Genomic DNA, 14,806 nt, shown 5'->3' with positions numbered 1-14,806 from the left:
TTCATAGCGATTTTTTAAATTATTTTTACGGGGGTGATAATAATTTGTAAATAAAAACACATTAGCATCTCAATTCTTAGACAAGTGTAGTTACGTTAATATTAAATATATTTTCTTATTATCAATGAGCACCTTTAAATATTTATATATAAGTAATTATATGCATTCAATCTTTTATAGAAACAATCTTGAATATTATCTTGTTTATAAAAAATCATGAAAAATAATTATTTTATATTTTCATTCTCTATTTTTTAAAAACAGGAGATAAACAGTCTTAAATTCTAATTTAATGAATTTACCAACATCTTATTCTCGTTGTTATCTGCTATACTCAATACGCTTTCTCTAAATTACACATGAAAAGGAGTGAGTTGTGAAAACAAACAGAGTCGCAAGACGTATTTTAGGTTTACCTTATAATTTAAGTCGGTCTAAAAAGAAAGTGCGTTTTTCCATTATTGCCTCTACTGATGCGGAGAACTTACCTACTGAGCTAAAAAATATGGCTCTAGTCTGTTTAAAGCAAGATTTTAGAAAAAAAGCAGAGAATAAACGTATATATATGAAGCTGACAGATGCTTACCCAGAGTATCTTGCGACTAATTAAATTTTTATACGTTAACGCTATTTTATAAATAGTTATTAGACTAATTTATAACTAAATTATTAATAAATAGCATATCCCTTACATTATGTAAGGGATATTAATCTCTTGATTAATTTATTAATCTATAGTTTATAAAGTTCTTTTCTGATATTTATCAGTGCTGATTTTGCTAATTGAAAATTAATTTCTTCAGGTAAACAACTTAATTTAAATGCATTTTGAATATCTCTTATCAGAATTTCGCTACGCCGTAATAATTCATCATAACTAAATTGACCGGATTTAATTGCTAATAATTCATCTCTATTATCACACCAAACTTTTACTTTATTTTCTTGTGCAATACCTAATGCAACATACAACAATCTAAATGTATGCATCATATTTTTACTATCGTAACTTCGCCCATGATCAATATTTTGCTGGTAACGTGCATCATTACGTTGCTCAACCCACCGCCAGTAATCGTGGTATTGCTTACGGTATGCGCTATACCCTTCCTTATTAAAACTCAGATAACCCTGCACCTTAGCTTCTTTTGGAATACTGCTTAACAATACATCATTGCTATTCTCTTTTTTAATGATCCCCTGAAAAAGAGAAGTATTATCATAATACATTGCATATAAATCTTGAGCATGAGCTAATTTAGCTAACCCCAGTTGCTCTTGTTTCCAGTGACGGCGATCTAACCAAGAATTAACTTGTATTGTTTTTCCACCTTCAATTACATAACAAAAATCTAGAATAGTCTTTAATTGCTTTTCGACTGGATTGACGATCTTTTTATTTAATCCTTGAGATTTCTTAATTTGTCCTTCAGCGTAATGAACAAATGTTTGAATGCAGGTTTTAGATAAAAACCACTCTGGCTTTATTAATGACATTAATGGGTGTCGATAAATAACGACTTGTTCTGGTGAATTCAATAGTTCTAAAATATTTGGATTCGAAGCACATAACAGTTCAATAAATCGACCAAGTTCATAATAGACTATATCATTGGTTTTATTGCTAACTTGTGGTGTGTACTCCAATCCATAGAAAAGATCTTTAGGGAGGTAAAACACGCCTTTAATATCTGTATCCGATGTTTCTGTCGCAAGATTATGCGAACGGCTTCCTGCAATGCTTTCAAATAAAAGGTAAGGCTTTATGTCTTCAATTGTCAGTTTCATCTAATTTTTTCCTAAACCAATTATTTAAAACATCATTGTCTGGTATTTCTCGCTTTGCTAATTGCACATCTGTTTCCTGCCATAAAAAAAGGATTAGATGTTGCATCGTTTCTGTTGGTATCCAAGTAAAATGCTCATCTTTGTCTGATTTAAATTCCACTAATTCTTTGATAGCTTTTTGTTCTTCGATAGTTAAAATTTTTATCAGCATATCCAATTCCATAGGCGGAATGTTGCTCGTTTTCACTGTCCAATATGCGGATAAAAGAGAGCGTAGCATATAGAACCATTTTTTTAATTTTATTGGTTCTGCAATAATCTCATTTTTAGCGTTATTTTCAGGAGAATATCCACTCACAACTTTAGCAATTCCTCTGTAATGATGAACAATCACTTTTGGTTGATAATAGAGTTTTGCAAACTCAAATAACTCTTTTTGAACATTAGGATATTGTTGATAAATTATTGGCGATTGGAGCCACTCTAATAATATACAATTCGATTTACGTAATAAGTGTAGAGCTTTGGTAATATCCCAAGCGCCTACATCAAACCAGCTATTTTCTATCCATTCGAAGGTTTCTTTAGGTTTATCAATAGAAAGATAAGCATTGCGAGGCTGTATAAAAATACCTCTCACATCATAATCACTATCTGTTGAGGCAAACCCCCAAGCTCGACTACCACTTTCAGCAACATAGAGTAGTTTTACCTGATACTCTTGCTCTATCTGTGGAAGTTTTTTTAAAATCTCATTATGCATGATGTCCTTATCTCCTATTTGTATTTTTATTTGAATTCTATTATTAACATACTTATGTTAGATTAGACAATCTGTATGAAATTTAATTATGTATTTAGCATGATATACGAATAAATACTTGCTTAATTTTCATAACATATGTAAAAACAATACGACTAAACGTTTACCATTAAGTAATATATTATGCCTATTCTTTATTCATCAGGATTAAGTAATCTAGAAATTTCCATATTAGAATCAAATTATTCAATATCACTCCCTCATGATTATAAATTATTTTTAACAACTTATAATGGTTATAGGATCTCATCACCTGATTATTGTGATTTGCCTTACGATAACGTGGATGATGGCTTTATTACTTTTGATGTTCTTTTCGGTTCAAAGATATTAAACGAACACTTTTGTTTAGAGCATATCAACAATGAGTTTCTTGATGAAATTTCACATATTAATGATACATTCTTAATTGGTGGGGATCCTGGCGGTAATTTTTATATTTTAATCACACAAGGAGAACGACAAGGCGTTTATTATTGGGATCGTACTGGCCTACATATTAACGATGAAAGAAAAGGGTATACTTATCAAGGCATTAATAACTATAGTAGTATATATAAAACTCACAATTCTTTTACTGATTTTTTTGAAGAGATTACATTAACTATCGGTGATAAAGAAAAGATATTAAGCTTATCTTTATGATTTTTTTTATTAATAGTTTAAAACTGTCATTAAAATTAACACTTTTACTGAAAAATATATTATTACAAGATTTAAAATTCAAATAACTTTTTTTATAAATATATCTTTAGCTAAAAAATATATCACTTCTCCATACTTATTAATAATAAAATAAAGCATAACAACTCAAATAAAAAACATCATACATTGTTATGGTTATTGTCAATATTATAATCATTTATTGTTTGACATTACCCTAAGGTTAAGCCTGACAATACATATTATTATTTGGTTTTTCGTTTAATAAAGCAAAAGTGTAATACGTCAAATTTTAAGGGATTTACTATGCAACACGTCACATTGACTCAACGTCAATCTGTATTATCTTATACACTTGCATTTATATTTATAATAGCAATGATTGCAATAGCGTCATTTTTTGACGATCGTGAAATTATTTTACCCGAGATTGCAGCAATGGCCGTTGCTTTATGGGTGTATCGTGAACAAAACTGGATGCGTCATCCTGAAAAAATCTTTATTTGGCCAACAATTACGGCTTTATTAGGTTTTGGTATTAACTTACTATCAATCCCTTTTACGACAAAATTAATTCTAATCCTTGCAAGTATGTTACTTTTTTTCTTATTATTTCGTTATAGTCTAGCACCTGCATTAGCCACGGGTTTTTTACCTATTGTAACTAACGCTACCGAAATATCTTTTATTATCTCTATATTAGTCACAACATTTATTTTAATGTTTCTTGTTATATTTGCTAAATTTAAAATAACACCTGATCGCAATGTCACTCTTCAACCTAAATTAATGGGAATATATGCAGTTATTGTATTAATTAGTATTGGAGTAGCATCTATATTTAATTATGCACATTTAGCCGTTTTACCGCCCATTGCTGTTGTTATATATGAATCGCTATATATGAAAATGTATTCTTTACGTATATTACTAAAACAAACAATAGTATTGACACTATCAGCAACAATTGGAGTACTTCTATATTTCTATGTCGTCAATTGGATTGCCGTTATTTTGCTTACTATGCCTTTAATGTGGTTATTACTTCATCTTTTTAATATGAGAATTCCGGCTGTCTATGCATTCCCGCTATTAGCTTATGTTTTCCCACAAGAAGCATTACCATTATTGCCCATCGCATCCTTATTAGTTTCATTATTATCACTAGGATTAGTGTTAGGTTATAGAAAAATGCAAGGTACTACGATGTCCATTATGCAACAAAAATAACTGATATCGATTTTGATACTATTTGATAAACAAAAAAGCCACCAGTAACTTACTGATGGCTATTAGTTTTTTAACCTTTATCAACTATTGCTGATAAACGGTATTTTATTCCCACTCAATCGTTGCTGGTGGCTTACCACTGATATCATAGACAACACGGGAAATTCCACCCACTTCATTGATAATGCGATTAGATACACGACCTAGGAAGTCATACGGCAAATGTGCCCAATGCGCAGTCATAAAGTCCACGGTTTCAACTGCACGTAATGAAACAACCCAGTCATATTTACGACCATCACCCATTACACCAACTGAACGCACAGGTAAGAAAACGGTAAATGCTTGGCTTACTTTGTTATATAAGTCAGCTTTATGTAGTTCTTCAATAAAGATAGCATCAGCACGACGCAATAAATCACAGTACTCTTTTTTGATCTCACCTAAAACACGAACCCCTAAACCCGGACCTGGGAATGGATGACGATAAAGCATATCGTAAGGTAAACCTAACTCTAGGCCAATTTTACGCACTTCATCTTTAAACAACTCTTTTAATGGTTCAACTAAACCCAGTTTCATGTCATCCGGTAAACCACCCACATTATGGTGTGATTTAATCACATGGGCTTTACCTGTTGCTGATGCTGCTGATTCAATGACATCTGGGTAAATTGTACCTTGTGCTAACCATTTAACTTGTGGCTGTTTGAGTGCCTCTTCATCGAAAATCTCAATAAAAGAATGACCAATGATTTTACGTTTTTTCTCTGGATCACTTTCGCCTTTCAATGCAGTCAAGAAGCGATCTTCTGCTTCAACATGGATAATATTAAGGTCAAATTTGCCTTTAAACATTTCCATCACTTGTTCTGCTTCATTCAGACGCAGTAACCCATTATCAACAAATACGCAGGTTAAACGTTTACCAATTGCACGATTTAATAGTAATGCGGTAACAGAGGAATCAACACCACCTGATAACGCTAAAATAACGTGATCATCACCAATTTGCTCTTTTAAACGAGCAACGGTGTCTTCAATAATTGCAGCCGAAGTCCACAAAGCATCACAGCCACAGATATCTAGCACAAAACGTTTTAAAATCGCTAAACCTTGGTGTGTATGGGTCACTTCTGGGTGGAATTGAACACCATAAAAGCGTTTTTCTTCATTGGCCATAATAGCAAACGGGCAGGTTTCAGTGCTTGCTATTGTGATAAAATCTGAAGGAATAGCAGTGACTTTGTCGCCGTGACTCATCCATACATCTAATAATGGTTTGCCATCTTCACTTACTGAATCTTGAATATCGCGGAATAACGCGCAAGTCTCACGAATTTCAACTTGTGAATAACCAAATTCACGCTCACCAGACACTTCGACATCGCCACCTAATTGCATCGACATCGTTTGCATACCATAACAAATACCTAATACAGGAACACCGGCATTAAATACGTATTCTGGTGCACGAGGGCTGTTATCTTCTGTCGTACTTTCAGGACCACCAGACAAAATAATACCATTAGGATTAAATTCACGAATTTGCTCTTCGGTTACATCCCATGCCCAGAGTTCACAATAAACACCGATTTCACGAATACGACGAGCAATAAGCTGCGTATACTGTGAACCGAAATCAAGGATAAGAATGCGATGATTATGGATATTTGCTGTCATTTGTGGTGAATTCCAAAACAGATAAAGTCATAAAGTTGAAAGGCTTGCTCAGTATTATTACAACAAGCCTTTCTCGGAATAAATTACATACCTAAGCGATAATTAGGTGATTCTTTTGTGATAGTAACATCATGAACATGGCTTTCCTGAATACCCGCACCACTGATGCGAACGAATTCAGCTTTAGTATTTAATTCTTTAATGGTTGCGCAACCTGTTAAGCCCATGCATGAACGTAAGCCACCCATTTGCTGATGAACGATAGTTTTCAATAAGCCTTTATAAGCAACACGGCCTTCAATACCTTCTGGTACTAATTTGTCTGCGGCATTATCAGTTTGGAAGTAACGGTCTGATGAACCTTTAGACATTGCACCTAATGAACCCATACCACGGTATGATTTATAAGATCGTCCTTGGAACAGTTCAATTTCACCTGGAGATTCTTCAGTACCTGCAAACATTGAACCAACCATAACGCAAGCCGCGCCCGCAGCTAATGCTTTCGCGATATCACCAGAGAAACGAATGCCACCATCAGCAATAACAGGAATGTTGCGATCTTTTAGTGCTTCTACCGCATCTGCAATAGCAGTAATTTGCGGTACACCAACGCCTGTTACGATACGTGTTGTACAAATTGAGCCTGGGCCGATACCAACTTTAACCGCACTTACACCAGCATCCGCTAATGCTAAAGCACCTTCTGCAGTTGCAACATTGCCACCAATAATAGGTAAGTTAGGATATAAAGCACGAGTATCGCGAATACGTTGTAGTACACCTTCAGAATGACCGTGAGAAGAGTCAATAAGTAAAACATCAACGCCAGCAGCAACTAATGCAGCCACGCGCTCTTCATTACCGGCACCCGCACCAACAGCTGCACCAACACGTAAACGGCCATGCTCGTCTTTACAAGCATTAGGTTTACGTTCTGCTTTTTTGAAATCTTTTACAGTGATCATACCTTTCAGGTGGAAGTGGCTATCAACCACTAACGCTTTTTCTACACGTTTCTCATGCATTTTTTGCATAACGATATCGCGTGCTTCACCTTCTTGTACTGTCACTAAGCGTTCTTTTGGCGTCATTACCGCAGTAACAGGTTGGTCTAAATCAGTTACAAAACGAACATCACGGCCAGTAATAATACCGACTAATTCGTTATCATTAGTCACAACAGGATAACCCGCAAAGCCATTGCGTTCTGTCATTGCTTGAACTTCACGCAGAGAAGTTTCTGGTGTTACGGTGATAGGATCAGTGACAACACCACTTTCATGTTTTTTCACGCGACGCACTTCTTCAGCTTGGCGTTCAATAGACATATTTTTGTGGATAAAACCAATTCCACCTTCTTGAGCTAATGCGATAGCTAAAGGCGCTTCAGTCACAGTATCCATTGCAGCAGAAAGCATAGGAACATTTAGGCGGATTGTTTCAGTCAGTTGAGTAGACAAGTCGGCAGTATTAGGAAGAACAGTGGAGTGTGCAGGAACTAACAAAACATCATCAAATGTAAGTGCTTCTTTTTTAATTCGTAACATAGCAATATCTCACCAAGGCGGCTTTTAGGAAATAGAAAATATTGCCGCGGAATTATACACACCGTAATCGGTTGCTTCTAGCTTTTTTTCAAAATTTTTATTGATCCTGCCGCGAACTTAGGTAGTATCAATCAATTAAGTCTTTGTTTTAAAATTTGATCTGGCTCACATGACACTATCAATAAACAATAATATTTTTACTGTTAGCCGTCTAAATAAGACCGTTCGCCAATTATTAGAAATGGAAATGGGTCGCATTTGGATCAGCGCTGAAATTTCTAATTTTACTCAACCCTCTTCTGGTCACTGGTATTTTACGCTAAAAGATACTAACGCCCAAATTAGAGCTGCGATGTTTCGTGGGCAAAATAGCAAAGTCACTTTCCGCCCTCAACATGGTCAGCAAGTCTTAGTGCGAGCAACAATCACATTGTATGAGCCTCGTGGTGATTACCAACTGATTGTTGAGAGTATGCAACCTGCTGGTGACGGGCTTTTACAACAGCAGTTTGAGCTATTAAAACAAAAACTCAGTGCAGAAGGTTTATTTGATGCTATCCATAAAAACCCCCTACCATCACCTGCAAAACAAATTGGTGTTATCACTTCATCAACAGGCGCTGCACTACACGACATTTTAAATATTCTTCGCCGTCGTGATCCATCTTTACCTGTGCTTATCTATCCAACGGCAGTCCAAGGTGCTGAAGCACCTATGCAAATTGTTCGTGCTATTGAACTTGCTAACCGTCGTAAAGAGTGCGACGTCTTAATTGTTGGCCGTGGCGGTGGTTCATTAGAAGATCTCTGGGCATTTAATGATGAACGCGTCGCTCGCGCTATTTTTGCCAGTAAAATTCCTATTGTAAGTGCTGTTGGTCATGAAACTGATGTGACTATCGCTGATTTTATTGCTGACCTTAGGGCGCCAACACCTTCTGCAGCAGCAGAACTCATCAGCCGTAACAAGCTTGAGCTATTGCGCCAATTGCAATCACAACAACAACGCCTTGAAATGGCAATGGATTATTACTTAGCGAAAAAATTACGCGCAATAACACAACTTCATCATCGCTTACAGCAACAGCATCCTCATTTACGTCTTGCCCGTCAGCAAAATGTATTGTCTTCAACACAACAGCGTTTAGTTTCTAGTTTTCAGCGACTATTGCAAGCCAAACAACATCAACAAATACAACTACAAAAACGCCTTAATTACCAAGAGCCTAGTTCCCAAATTCAAGCATTACTTCGCCAACAACAACTGTTGATTTACCGTATGCGAGAAAGTATTGCACAGCAGCTATCCCGTCAACGTGAACAGTTCGCTATTAGTTGTTCTCGCTTAGAAAGTGTGAGTCCTCTCGCAACACTTTCTCGCGGTTACAGTATTAGTGAAACAGAATCTGGAGAAGTGCTGAAAAACACCAAACAAGTGAAAGTGGGCGATCCATTAAAAACGCGTGTTGAAGATGGTTGGATCACCAGTGAAGTAGTGAAAACACAAAAAATTAGAGCAAAACGCAAAATAACTGCTAAAAATAACGATTAAGTTAAATCAAGTAATTTAAGCTTTATACAAGTACAGAAGAAAAACGGCATCAAAATAATATTGGTGCCGTTTTTTATTATCTATATTTTAAGATAATCATTACGTTATATTAAAAACGCACTTCTCCTGCAAAAAGGTAGCTTCGTCCTCGAGCAGTTTGAGTATTACTTCCAGGCTCTTGCATCATTGGCGCTGAATTACTTCTATCAAGCGCATTAGAATAGTTTTTATTCATTAAGTTATGCACTGCAAATTTCAAAGAAATATTCTTATTAATTTTGTAATTACTATAAAGATCAATAACCGTTGGAATATTATCTTGTTGCACCATAGGGACTTTACCCGTATCAAAATCAACACCTTCAGGTGAAGATTTACGTGATTTCCCTGTGATTTGGATCACAGTACCTAGTTCTAATGACTGGTCATCAAAGAAGCGAACACCGGTATCAATAGAGGCATAATATTTAGGTAACTCAGAGGCGGGAGTTTGCCCAAAATCGGTGCTGGCAATCGAAGTCGGTTGAGATGTGCGCTGATCGCTATAAGAAAGGTTTGTGTAAAATACCCCTGCATCATAATTTGCTTGAAGTTCATAACCACGTAAAGTTACAGGCTCAAGGCTATTGGTATACAAGAAAATATTGCCATCATATTCAATTCCCGCATAATCCTCATCCGTTAAAGAGCCGTCATTTTTACAACGCACACCACCTTTACATACAAAATAAGAATCACTAGAGATGTAATCTTTAATTTTTGTGTGATACCACAATCCTTTAAATCGTAAACTGTCACCTTCAATAATTAAATCTGGACGATAGCTATTAAAACCAATTTGAACAGTATCGGCCTTTTCACTTTTCAAAAATGGATTCATTGAAGCGCCACCTTCATTGGCAAAAAAGATCTCTTGTGAGGTAGGTGCTCTCATTGTTTGTGCATAGCTGACAAACGGCTGAAATTCAGGAATAATTTCAGCGGAAAGTAACATGCCTGGGTCCCAATTTCTATCATGGCGATTAACATTCATTTCACCTTCAGGGAAGCAGGCAGCAGTTGGATCACAAGCAGGTTTACGCCCTTTAATATGATAATCCACATAATTTAAATTGAGATCTAACGTATAAATGTCATATTCAAATTTCATTTGTGAGAAGAAACTGGTTAAATCATTTTTTCCTTTAGGTGCAAAGGAGTTATATTCAATCATATTTTGTGATTGCCATGGATCACTAGAAGGTGCAGTAACATTACGTTTGTATTCTGTTGACATTAATTTAGAGCCCAGCGTTAATGCCATATCTAATTCACCATAATTAAAGCGACTGGTATTTTTCGCCACTAATGAATCAGATATATTTTTAGCATTTGCTTCTCGCAAACTTACAAGAGAATCGCCCTCAAACTTTTGTGATGCTTGGCTGTGGCTAAGCAGAATTTCACTATCAAATAAATCATTTAAAGGTGTATAGCGATATTTTGCATAGTAATCTTTGGCATCAATTTTGCGACGATTAAAATTGTTGTTATAAAAACGACCACTTAATTCTATTTCATGAGAATCATTCGGCTTTATATTTATTTTAGTGAGTTCTGAGTGTGGTCTCTGATTAAATTCTTTACTTGTCGCAAATTCTTCACTATTAAAACCCGCACCATTTTTATAAGACGATTCTATTTTGTGCCCACTCAATGCAAGCATTGCACCAACAGTACCATTATCATTAAATAAAGAGCGTTGTCCGGCAAAAGCGACCATGCCGTTATAACCTAATCCATTCGTACCACCAGCTGCTTTACTTCTTACACCCCATGAATTCCCTTTAAATAAAACATCCTCGACACCAATTGTTTTAAAATTAGCACTACCTGCTAAAGCATTGATACTATTTTCACCATCTTGTTGACCACGAGAAATATCAATTTTAATAATAAAATTCGGATCAATCATCGTATTAAATTGATTATAGGGTTGTGCACCATGAGCATATTGACTAGGTGATGTGCTATACATCGTTTGCGTGACACCATCCACCATCATATTAACGCGACCAAAACCACTAAGTCCGCGAATATTGACACTAACACCAGGTTGACTTACATCCATTTGAGTATACGTACCTGGCGTTGAGCGTAATGTTTGTTCAACAGATTCGAGATTGTTAATTTCACCAATAGAGCTATAAGCACCGGGTTTTCCCAATGCTTTTTGTTCTGGTGTTTCTTTTTGTGCTGATGAAACTTTTAAACTACTAAATTGAACTGCTTTATCTGTTTCAGATGCGAGGACAAGATGATTAACACCCGAAAATAATATAAGAGTGCCGAGTATTTTCCTTGTAAATTTCATAATAAACCTATTCTTTATTTTTATTTAAATAGGCTCACGTTGCTTTATATAAAAATTAAAATAAGAAAAAACATTATTATTGTTATATAAAATTTAAATAATAGCGCTGCCTCTCTTAAAGAGAGACAGGCTAATTTTATTAAATTTATTTATTATTACTTATTAATCTAATTAATATTTTGATCTTTAAAATAGACTTTCGGTTGTTCTAACATCAGAATAAAAGCATATTCTTTTGCAGTATCACGTAAACGATTAAAACGTCCTGATTTACCACCGTGTCCTGCACTCATATTAGTATCAAGTAATAATAAATTATTATCTGTTTTTAATTCACGTAATTTAGCAACCCACTTTGCAGGCTCCCAATATTGTACTTGTGAATCATGTAATCCTGTAGTAACTAATAAATGAGGATACGCTTTCGCAACCACATTGTCGTATGGACTATAGGATTTTAAGCGGAAATAAACGTCTTTATCCGCAGGATTTCCCCACTCTTCATATTCCCCTGTCGTTAATGGAATTGAAGCATCGAGCATTGTTGTCACAACATCAACAAATGGAACTTGTGATACGACGCCACGGTATAACTCTGGCGCCATATTCACAACAGCCCCCATTAATAATCCACCCGCACTGCCGCCCATGGCATAAACGTGTTTAGGCGCTCCGTAACCTTCAGCAATTAGATATTTAGTAGCATCAATAAAGTCAGTAAAAGTATTAACTTTATGCTCCATTTTACCTTGGTTATACCAGCGCTTGCCTAGTTCACCACCCCCACGCACATGCACAATTGCGTAGACAAAACCTCTGTCTAATAAACTTAAACGAGGTGAACTAAATGATGGATCAATGCTACTACCGTAAGAGCCATAACCATAAATTAAGATAGGATTTTCACCTTTCTTAAATAAGTCTTTGCGATAAACCAATGATACAGGCACTTCAACACCGTCTTTTGCTTTTACCCAAATGCGCTCACTTTCATACAAATCACGTTCAAAGCCTTTTACTTCTTGCTGTTTAAGCAGTTGCTTTTGATGTGTTTGCATATTCCATTGATAAGTTGAAGATGGTGTTGTCATGGATGTATAACCAAAGCGAAGCTCTTCACTATCTGCTTGAGGGTTAAATCCTAACCATGCCATATAAACAGGATCGTCAAATGTGACATTAGTTGATTGACCTGTTTTCCAATCAATCTGGCGCAATGATACTAGGCCTTGTTTTCTTTCTTCTACAACTAACCAGCGATTAAACAGATCAAAACCTTCTAAATCGACATCTTTTTGTGGTGCAATGACGGTTTCCCAAGGCTTATCAATTGATGCGGTTTTATAAAGACCAAACAATTCACTTTCATGATTCGAACGAATATAGAATTCGCCATTAAAATGGTCGATATCATATTCTCGGCCTTCTTGGCGTGCAGAGAAAATCACCATTGGTTTTTCTGGTGCATTTGCATCAATTAAGCGAGACTCTGACGTTGTTGAGCTTTCAATTGACACCAAAATGTAATCTTCAGATTTGCTTTTACCCATCCATGTATAAAAGCGATCGTCGTTTTCTTCAAAGATTTTAACGTCTTGTTGACGATCAGTGCCATATTGATGGCGATAAATTTGATAAGGCAGTAGCGTTTGTGGATCTTTATCAACATAAAATAGTGTTTTGCTATCATTTGCCCACACTAAATTTGCCGAGATATTCGTTAACACATTCTCTTTCCATGCGTTATCCGATAACTCTTTATAGGCTACATTATAGTTTCTTCGCCCTTCTTTATCTTCAGCAATCGCTATACGTTTATTATCTGGGCTGATAGTCAGATCACCTAATTGATAGAACTCATGCCCTTTAGCACGTTCGTTTCCATCAACAAGAACTTCCCATTCACCCTCGCTATTAACTGGTTTACGCTGATAAATAGGGAAATCTTTACCTTCTTGGTAAATAGTACGATAAGTATAGCCATTATAAATATAAGGCACAGACTCATCATTTTGAGCCATGCGGCTCACCATTTCATTAAAGAGAGTTTCTTCTAATGCCTTACCTTCTTTCATTACGGATTCGGTATAGGCGTTTTCAGCATTAAGATAATCAAGCACTTTAGGATCTTTGCGTGAATCATCTCTTAGCCAATAATAATTATCGGTACGTGCATCGCCATGTTCTGTCATCACATGAGGCACTTTATTCGCTTTTGGTGGCGTCACTAGGGAGTCCTTTTGATTTTGAGCCAATGCAGGTGTTGCTGAAATTAACAAAGCCATGATCGCACTCGTTAATTGCAACGTCATCCATTTTTTTGTTGCGACTAGCATAACGTTTTATTTCCTTTTTAACCTGTCGTTAGAACGTTAGTGTAGAAAACTCAATTGGCATTTCAACCATTATTTTACCTTTCGACAATAACTCTATAGGCGGTATCGGTAAGGGCTCAGCACGTTTGAGTACTCTTTGTGCTTCTCTATCTAAAGAACGCACGCCACTACTAAGAATTAATTCACTCGATATGACATAACCTTGTTCATCAACAATAAAGCGCACTTTAGAAATACCCGTTCTACCTTTGCTTTTTGCCTCTTCAGGATAGGCTTTATAGCGATTAAGATGCCCTTTTGTTTTAGCTTGCCATAATGCTAATGCGCTTTCTGAGCTGTCTGAATCACTGTCATAATTTGCACTAACATCATTGGATTGCTGTCTCGCCGCGGAGCGACTACTTGAAGGTGCTGATTGGCTAGACACATTTTCACTAATAATAGGTGCTGGTTTTACTGGTGATGTAACAGGTGTGACTTTAGCTGTTTGCTCTACATTGACCCTTTTTTTAGGTTTTTCGATAAGGATATCAGCATTTTCATTCACAATCAGATCAGGTTGTTTTTCAGCAATATCTTGCTCTACCTTTTTATGACTTGCCACCGCAAGTTGTTGATCCATGCCAACAACCTGTTTTTCATCACTGAGCGCTTGTACATTTTCACTCAAGCTCATCATCACAGCGAGTTCAGGCTCTTGTATTAATACCGTATTCTCTTTATTAAAATAAAAATAAGCCATGACAAAAACAGCATGTACACCGATAGCAAAAATTAAAGCTTTAGAACTACAAAGCTGGAATTTTGGCATTTGATCCATACAAGAGG

Annotated in this window: 11 protein-coding genes; 4 read left to right on the top strand and 7 right to left on the bottom strand. The window is 35.9% G+C overall.

Annotation, left to right across the window (positions count from 1 at the left end):
- The first annotated feature begins 376 nt into the window (after positions 1 to 376).
- Positions 377 to 610 carry a stationary-phase-induced ribosome-associated protein gene (gene sra / locus ABN217_RS01505; protein WP_196554080.1) on the top strand — a complete coding sequence of 78 codons (234 nt, stop codon included), beginning with the start codon at positions 377 to 379 and terminating at the stop codon, positions 608 to 610.
- 122 nt (positions 611 to 732) lie between these two features.
- Here sra and ABN217_RS01500 read toward each other — a convergent pair whose 3' ends face one another.
- Together ABN217_RS01500 and ABN217_RS01495 are read right to left on the bottom strand one after the other, a co-directional pair.
- Complete coding sequence (locus ABN217_RS01500) at positions 733 to 1,788, bottom strand: DNA polymerase beta superfamily protein (protein WP_349458993.1); 1,056 nt, start codon at positions 1,786 to 1,788, stop codon at positions 733 to 735.
- The gene (locus ABN217_RS01495; RefSeq protein WP_349458992.1) at positions 1,772 to 2,551 is read right to left on the bottom strand and encodes a nucleotidyltransferase domain-containing protein; all 780 of its coding nucleotides are present in this window, start codon (positions 2,549 to 2,551) and stop codon (positions 1,772 to 1,774) included. The genes ABN217_RS01500 and ABN217_RS01495 overlap by 17 nt, the downstream gene beginning before the upstream one ends.
- A gap of 183 nt (positions 2,552 to 2,734) precedes the next feature.
- Between ABN217_RS01495 and ABN217_RS01490 the strand changes: the two genes are divergently transcribed.
- Together ABN217_RS01490 and ABN217_RS01485 are read left to right on the top strand one after the other, a co-directional pair.
- Positions 2,735 to 3,256, top strand: a complete 522-nt coding sequence (locus tag ABN217_RS01490) for an SMI1/KNR4 family protein (RefSeq protein WP_196554077.1) — start codon at positions 2,735 to 2,737, stop codon at positions 3,254 to 3,256.
- 324 nt (positions 3,257 to 3,580) lie between these two features.
- Positions 3,581 to 4,504, top strand: coding sequence for a hypothetical protein (locus tag ABN217_RS01485; RefSeq protein ID WP_196554076.1), 924 nt, complete (start codon positions 3,581 to 3,583; stop codon positions 4,502 to 4,504).
- A 105-nt stretch (positions 4,505 to 4,609) separates the two neighbouring features.
- On the opposite strand, the gene guaA is transcribed toward ABN217_RS01485, so the two are convergent.
- Together guaA and guaB are read right to left on the bottom strand one after the other, a co-directional pair.
- Positions 4,610 to 6,187, bottom strand: a complete 1,578-nt coding sequence (gene guaA, locus ABN217_RS01480) for a glutamine-hydrolyzing GMP synthase (protein WP_196554075.1) — start codon at positions 6,185 to 6,187, stop codon at positions 4,610 to 4,612.
- An 83-nt stretch (positions 6,188 to 6,270) separates the two neighbouring features.
- On the bottom strand, positions 6,271 to 7,737 hold the full coding sequence (guaB, locus tag ABN217_RS01475) for an IMP dehydrogenase (RefSeq protein ID WP_072068398.1): 1,467 nt from the start codon (positions 7,735 to 7,737) through the stop codon (positions 6,271 to 6,273).
- A gap of 169 nt (positions 7,738 to 7,906) precedes the next feature.
- Here guaB and xseA point away from each other — a divergent pair, with 169 nt between their 5' ends.
- A complete protein-coding gene (gene xseA / locus ABN217_RS01470) occupies positions 7,907 to 9,289 on the top strand; it encodes an exodeoxyribonuclease VII large subunit (protein ID WP_196554074.1) in 1,383 nt (460 codons plus the stop codon).
- A gap of 109 nt (positions 9,290 to 9,398) precedes the next feature.
- On the opposite strand, the gene ABN217_RS01465 is transcribed toward xseA, so the two are convergent.
- From ABN217_RS01465 to ABN217_RS01455, 3 genes are all read right to left on the bottom strand, one after another.
- Positions 9,399 to 11,642, bottom strand: coding sequence for a TonB-dependent receptor (locus tag ABN217_RS01465; protein ID WP_349458990.1), 2,244 nt, complete (start codon positions 11,640 to 11,642; stop codon positions 9,399 to 9,401).
- 167 nt (positions 11,643 to 11,809) lie between these two features.
- A complete protein-coding gene (locus ABN217_RS01460; protein ID WP_349458989.1) occupies positions 11,810 to 13,978 on the bottom strand; it encodes a S9 family peptidase in 2,169 nt (722 codons plus the stop codon).
- Between the two features lie 28 nt (positions 13,979 to 14,006).
- Positions 14,007 to 14,789: an energy transducer TonB family protein gene (locus ABN217_RS01455; RefSeq protein WP_241253953.1), complete on the bottom strand. Its 783-nt coding sequence runs from the start codon at positions 14,787 to 14,789 to the stop codon at positions 14,007 to 14,009.
- Positions 14,790 to 14,806 lie beyond the last annotated feature (17 nt).

This window comes from Proteus sp. fly-1067 (assembly GCF_040139345.1).
GTDB classification, from domain to species: Bacteria; Pseudomonadota; Gammaproteobacteria; order Enterobacterales; family Enterobacteriaceae; genus Proteus; species Proteus vulgaris_B.
The sequence above is the reverse complement of the archived record's forward strand: the minus strand, read 5'-3'. Positions and strand labels throughout refer to the sequence as shown.

Coding starts and splice junctions, on each gene's coding strand:
- ABN217_RS01500 (WP_349458993.1), bottom strand. CDS start 1,788: ATGAAACTGACAATTGAAGACATAAAGCCTTACCTTTTATTTGAAAGC.
- ABN217_RS01495 (WP_349458992.1), bottom strand. CDS start 2,551: ATGCATAATGAGATTTTAAAAAAACTTCCACAGATAGAGCAAGAGTAT.
- ABN217_RS01490 (WP_196554077.1), top strand. CDS start 2,735: ATGCCTATTCTTTATTCATCAGGATTAAGTAATCTAGAAATTTCCATA.
- ABN217_RS01485 (WP_196554076.1), top strand. CDS start 3,581: ATGCAACACGTCACATTGACTCAACGTCAATCTGTATTATCTTATACA.
- guaA (WP_196554075.1), bottom strand. CDS start 6,187: ATGACAGCAAATATCCATAATCATCGCATTCTTATCCTTGATTTCGGT.
- guaB (WP_072068398.1), bottom strand. CDS start 7,737: ATGTTACGAATTAAAAAAGAAGCACTTACATTTGATGATGTTTTGTTA.
- xseA (WP_196554074.1), top strand. CDS start 7,907: ATGACACTATCAATAAACAATAATATTTTTACTGTTAGCCGTCTAAAT.
- ABN217_RS01465 (WP_349458990.1), bottom strand. CDS start 11,642: ATGAAATTTACAAGGAAAATACTCGGCACTCTTATATTATTTTCGGGT.
- ABN217_RS01460 (WP_349458989.1), bottom strand. CDS start 13,978: ATGCTAGTCGCAACAAAAAAATGGATGACGTTGCAATTAACGAGTGCG.
- ABN217_RS01455 (WP_241253953.1), bottom strand. CDS start 14,789: ATGCCAAAATTCCAGCTTTGTAGTTCTAAAGCTTTAATTTTTGCTATC.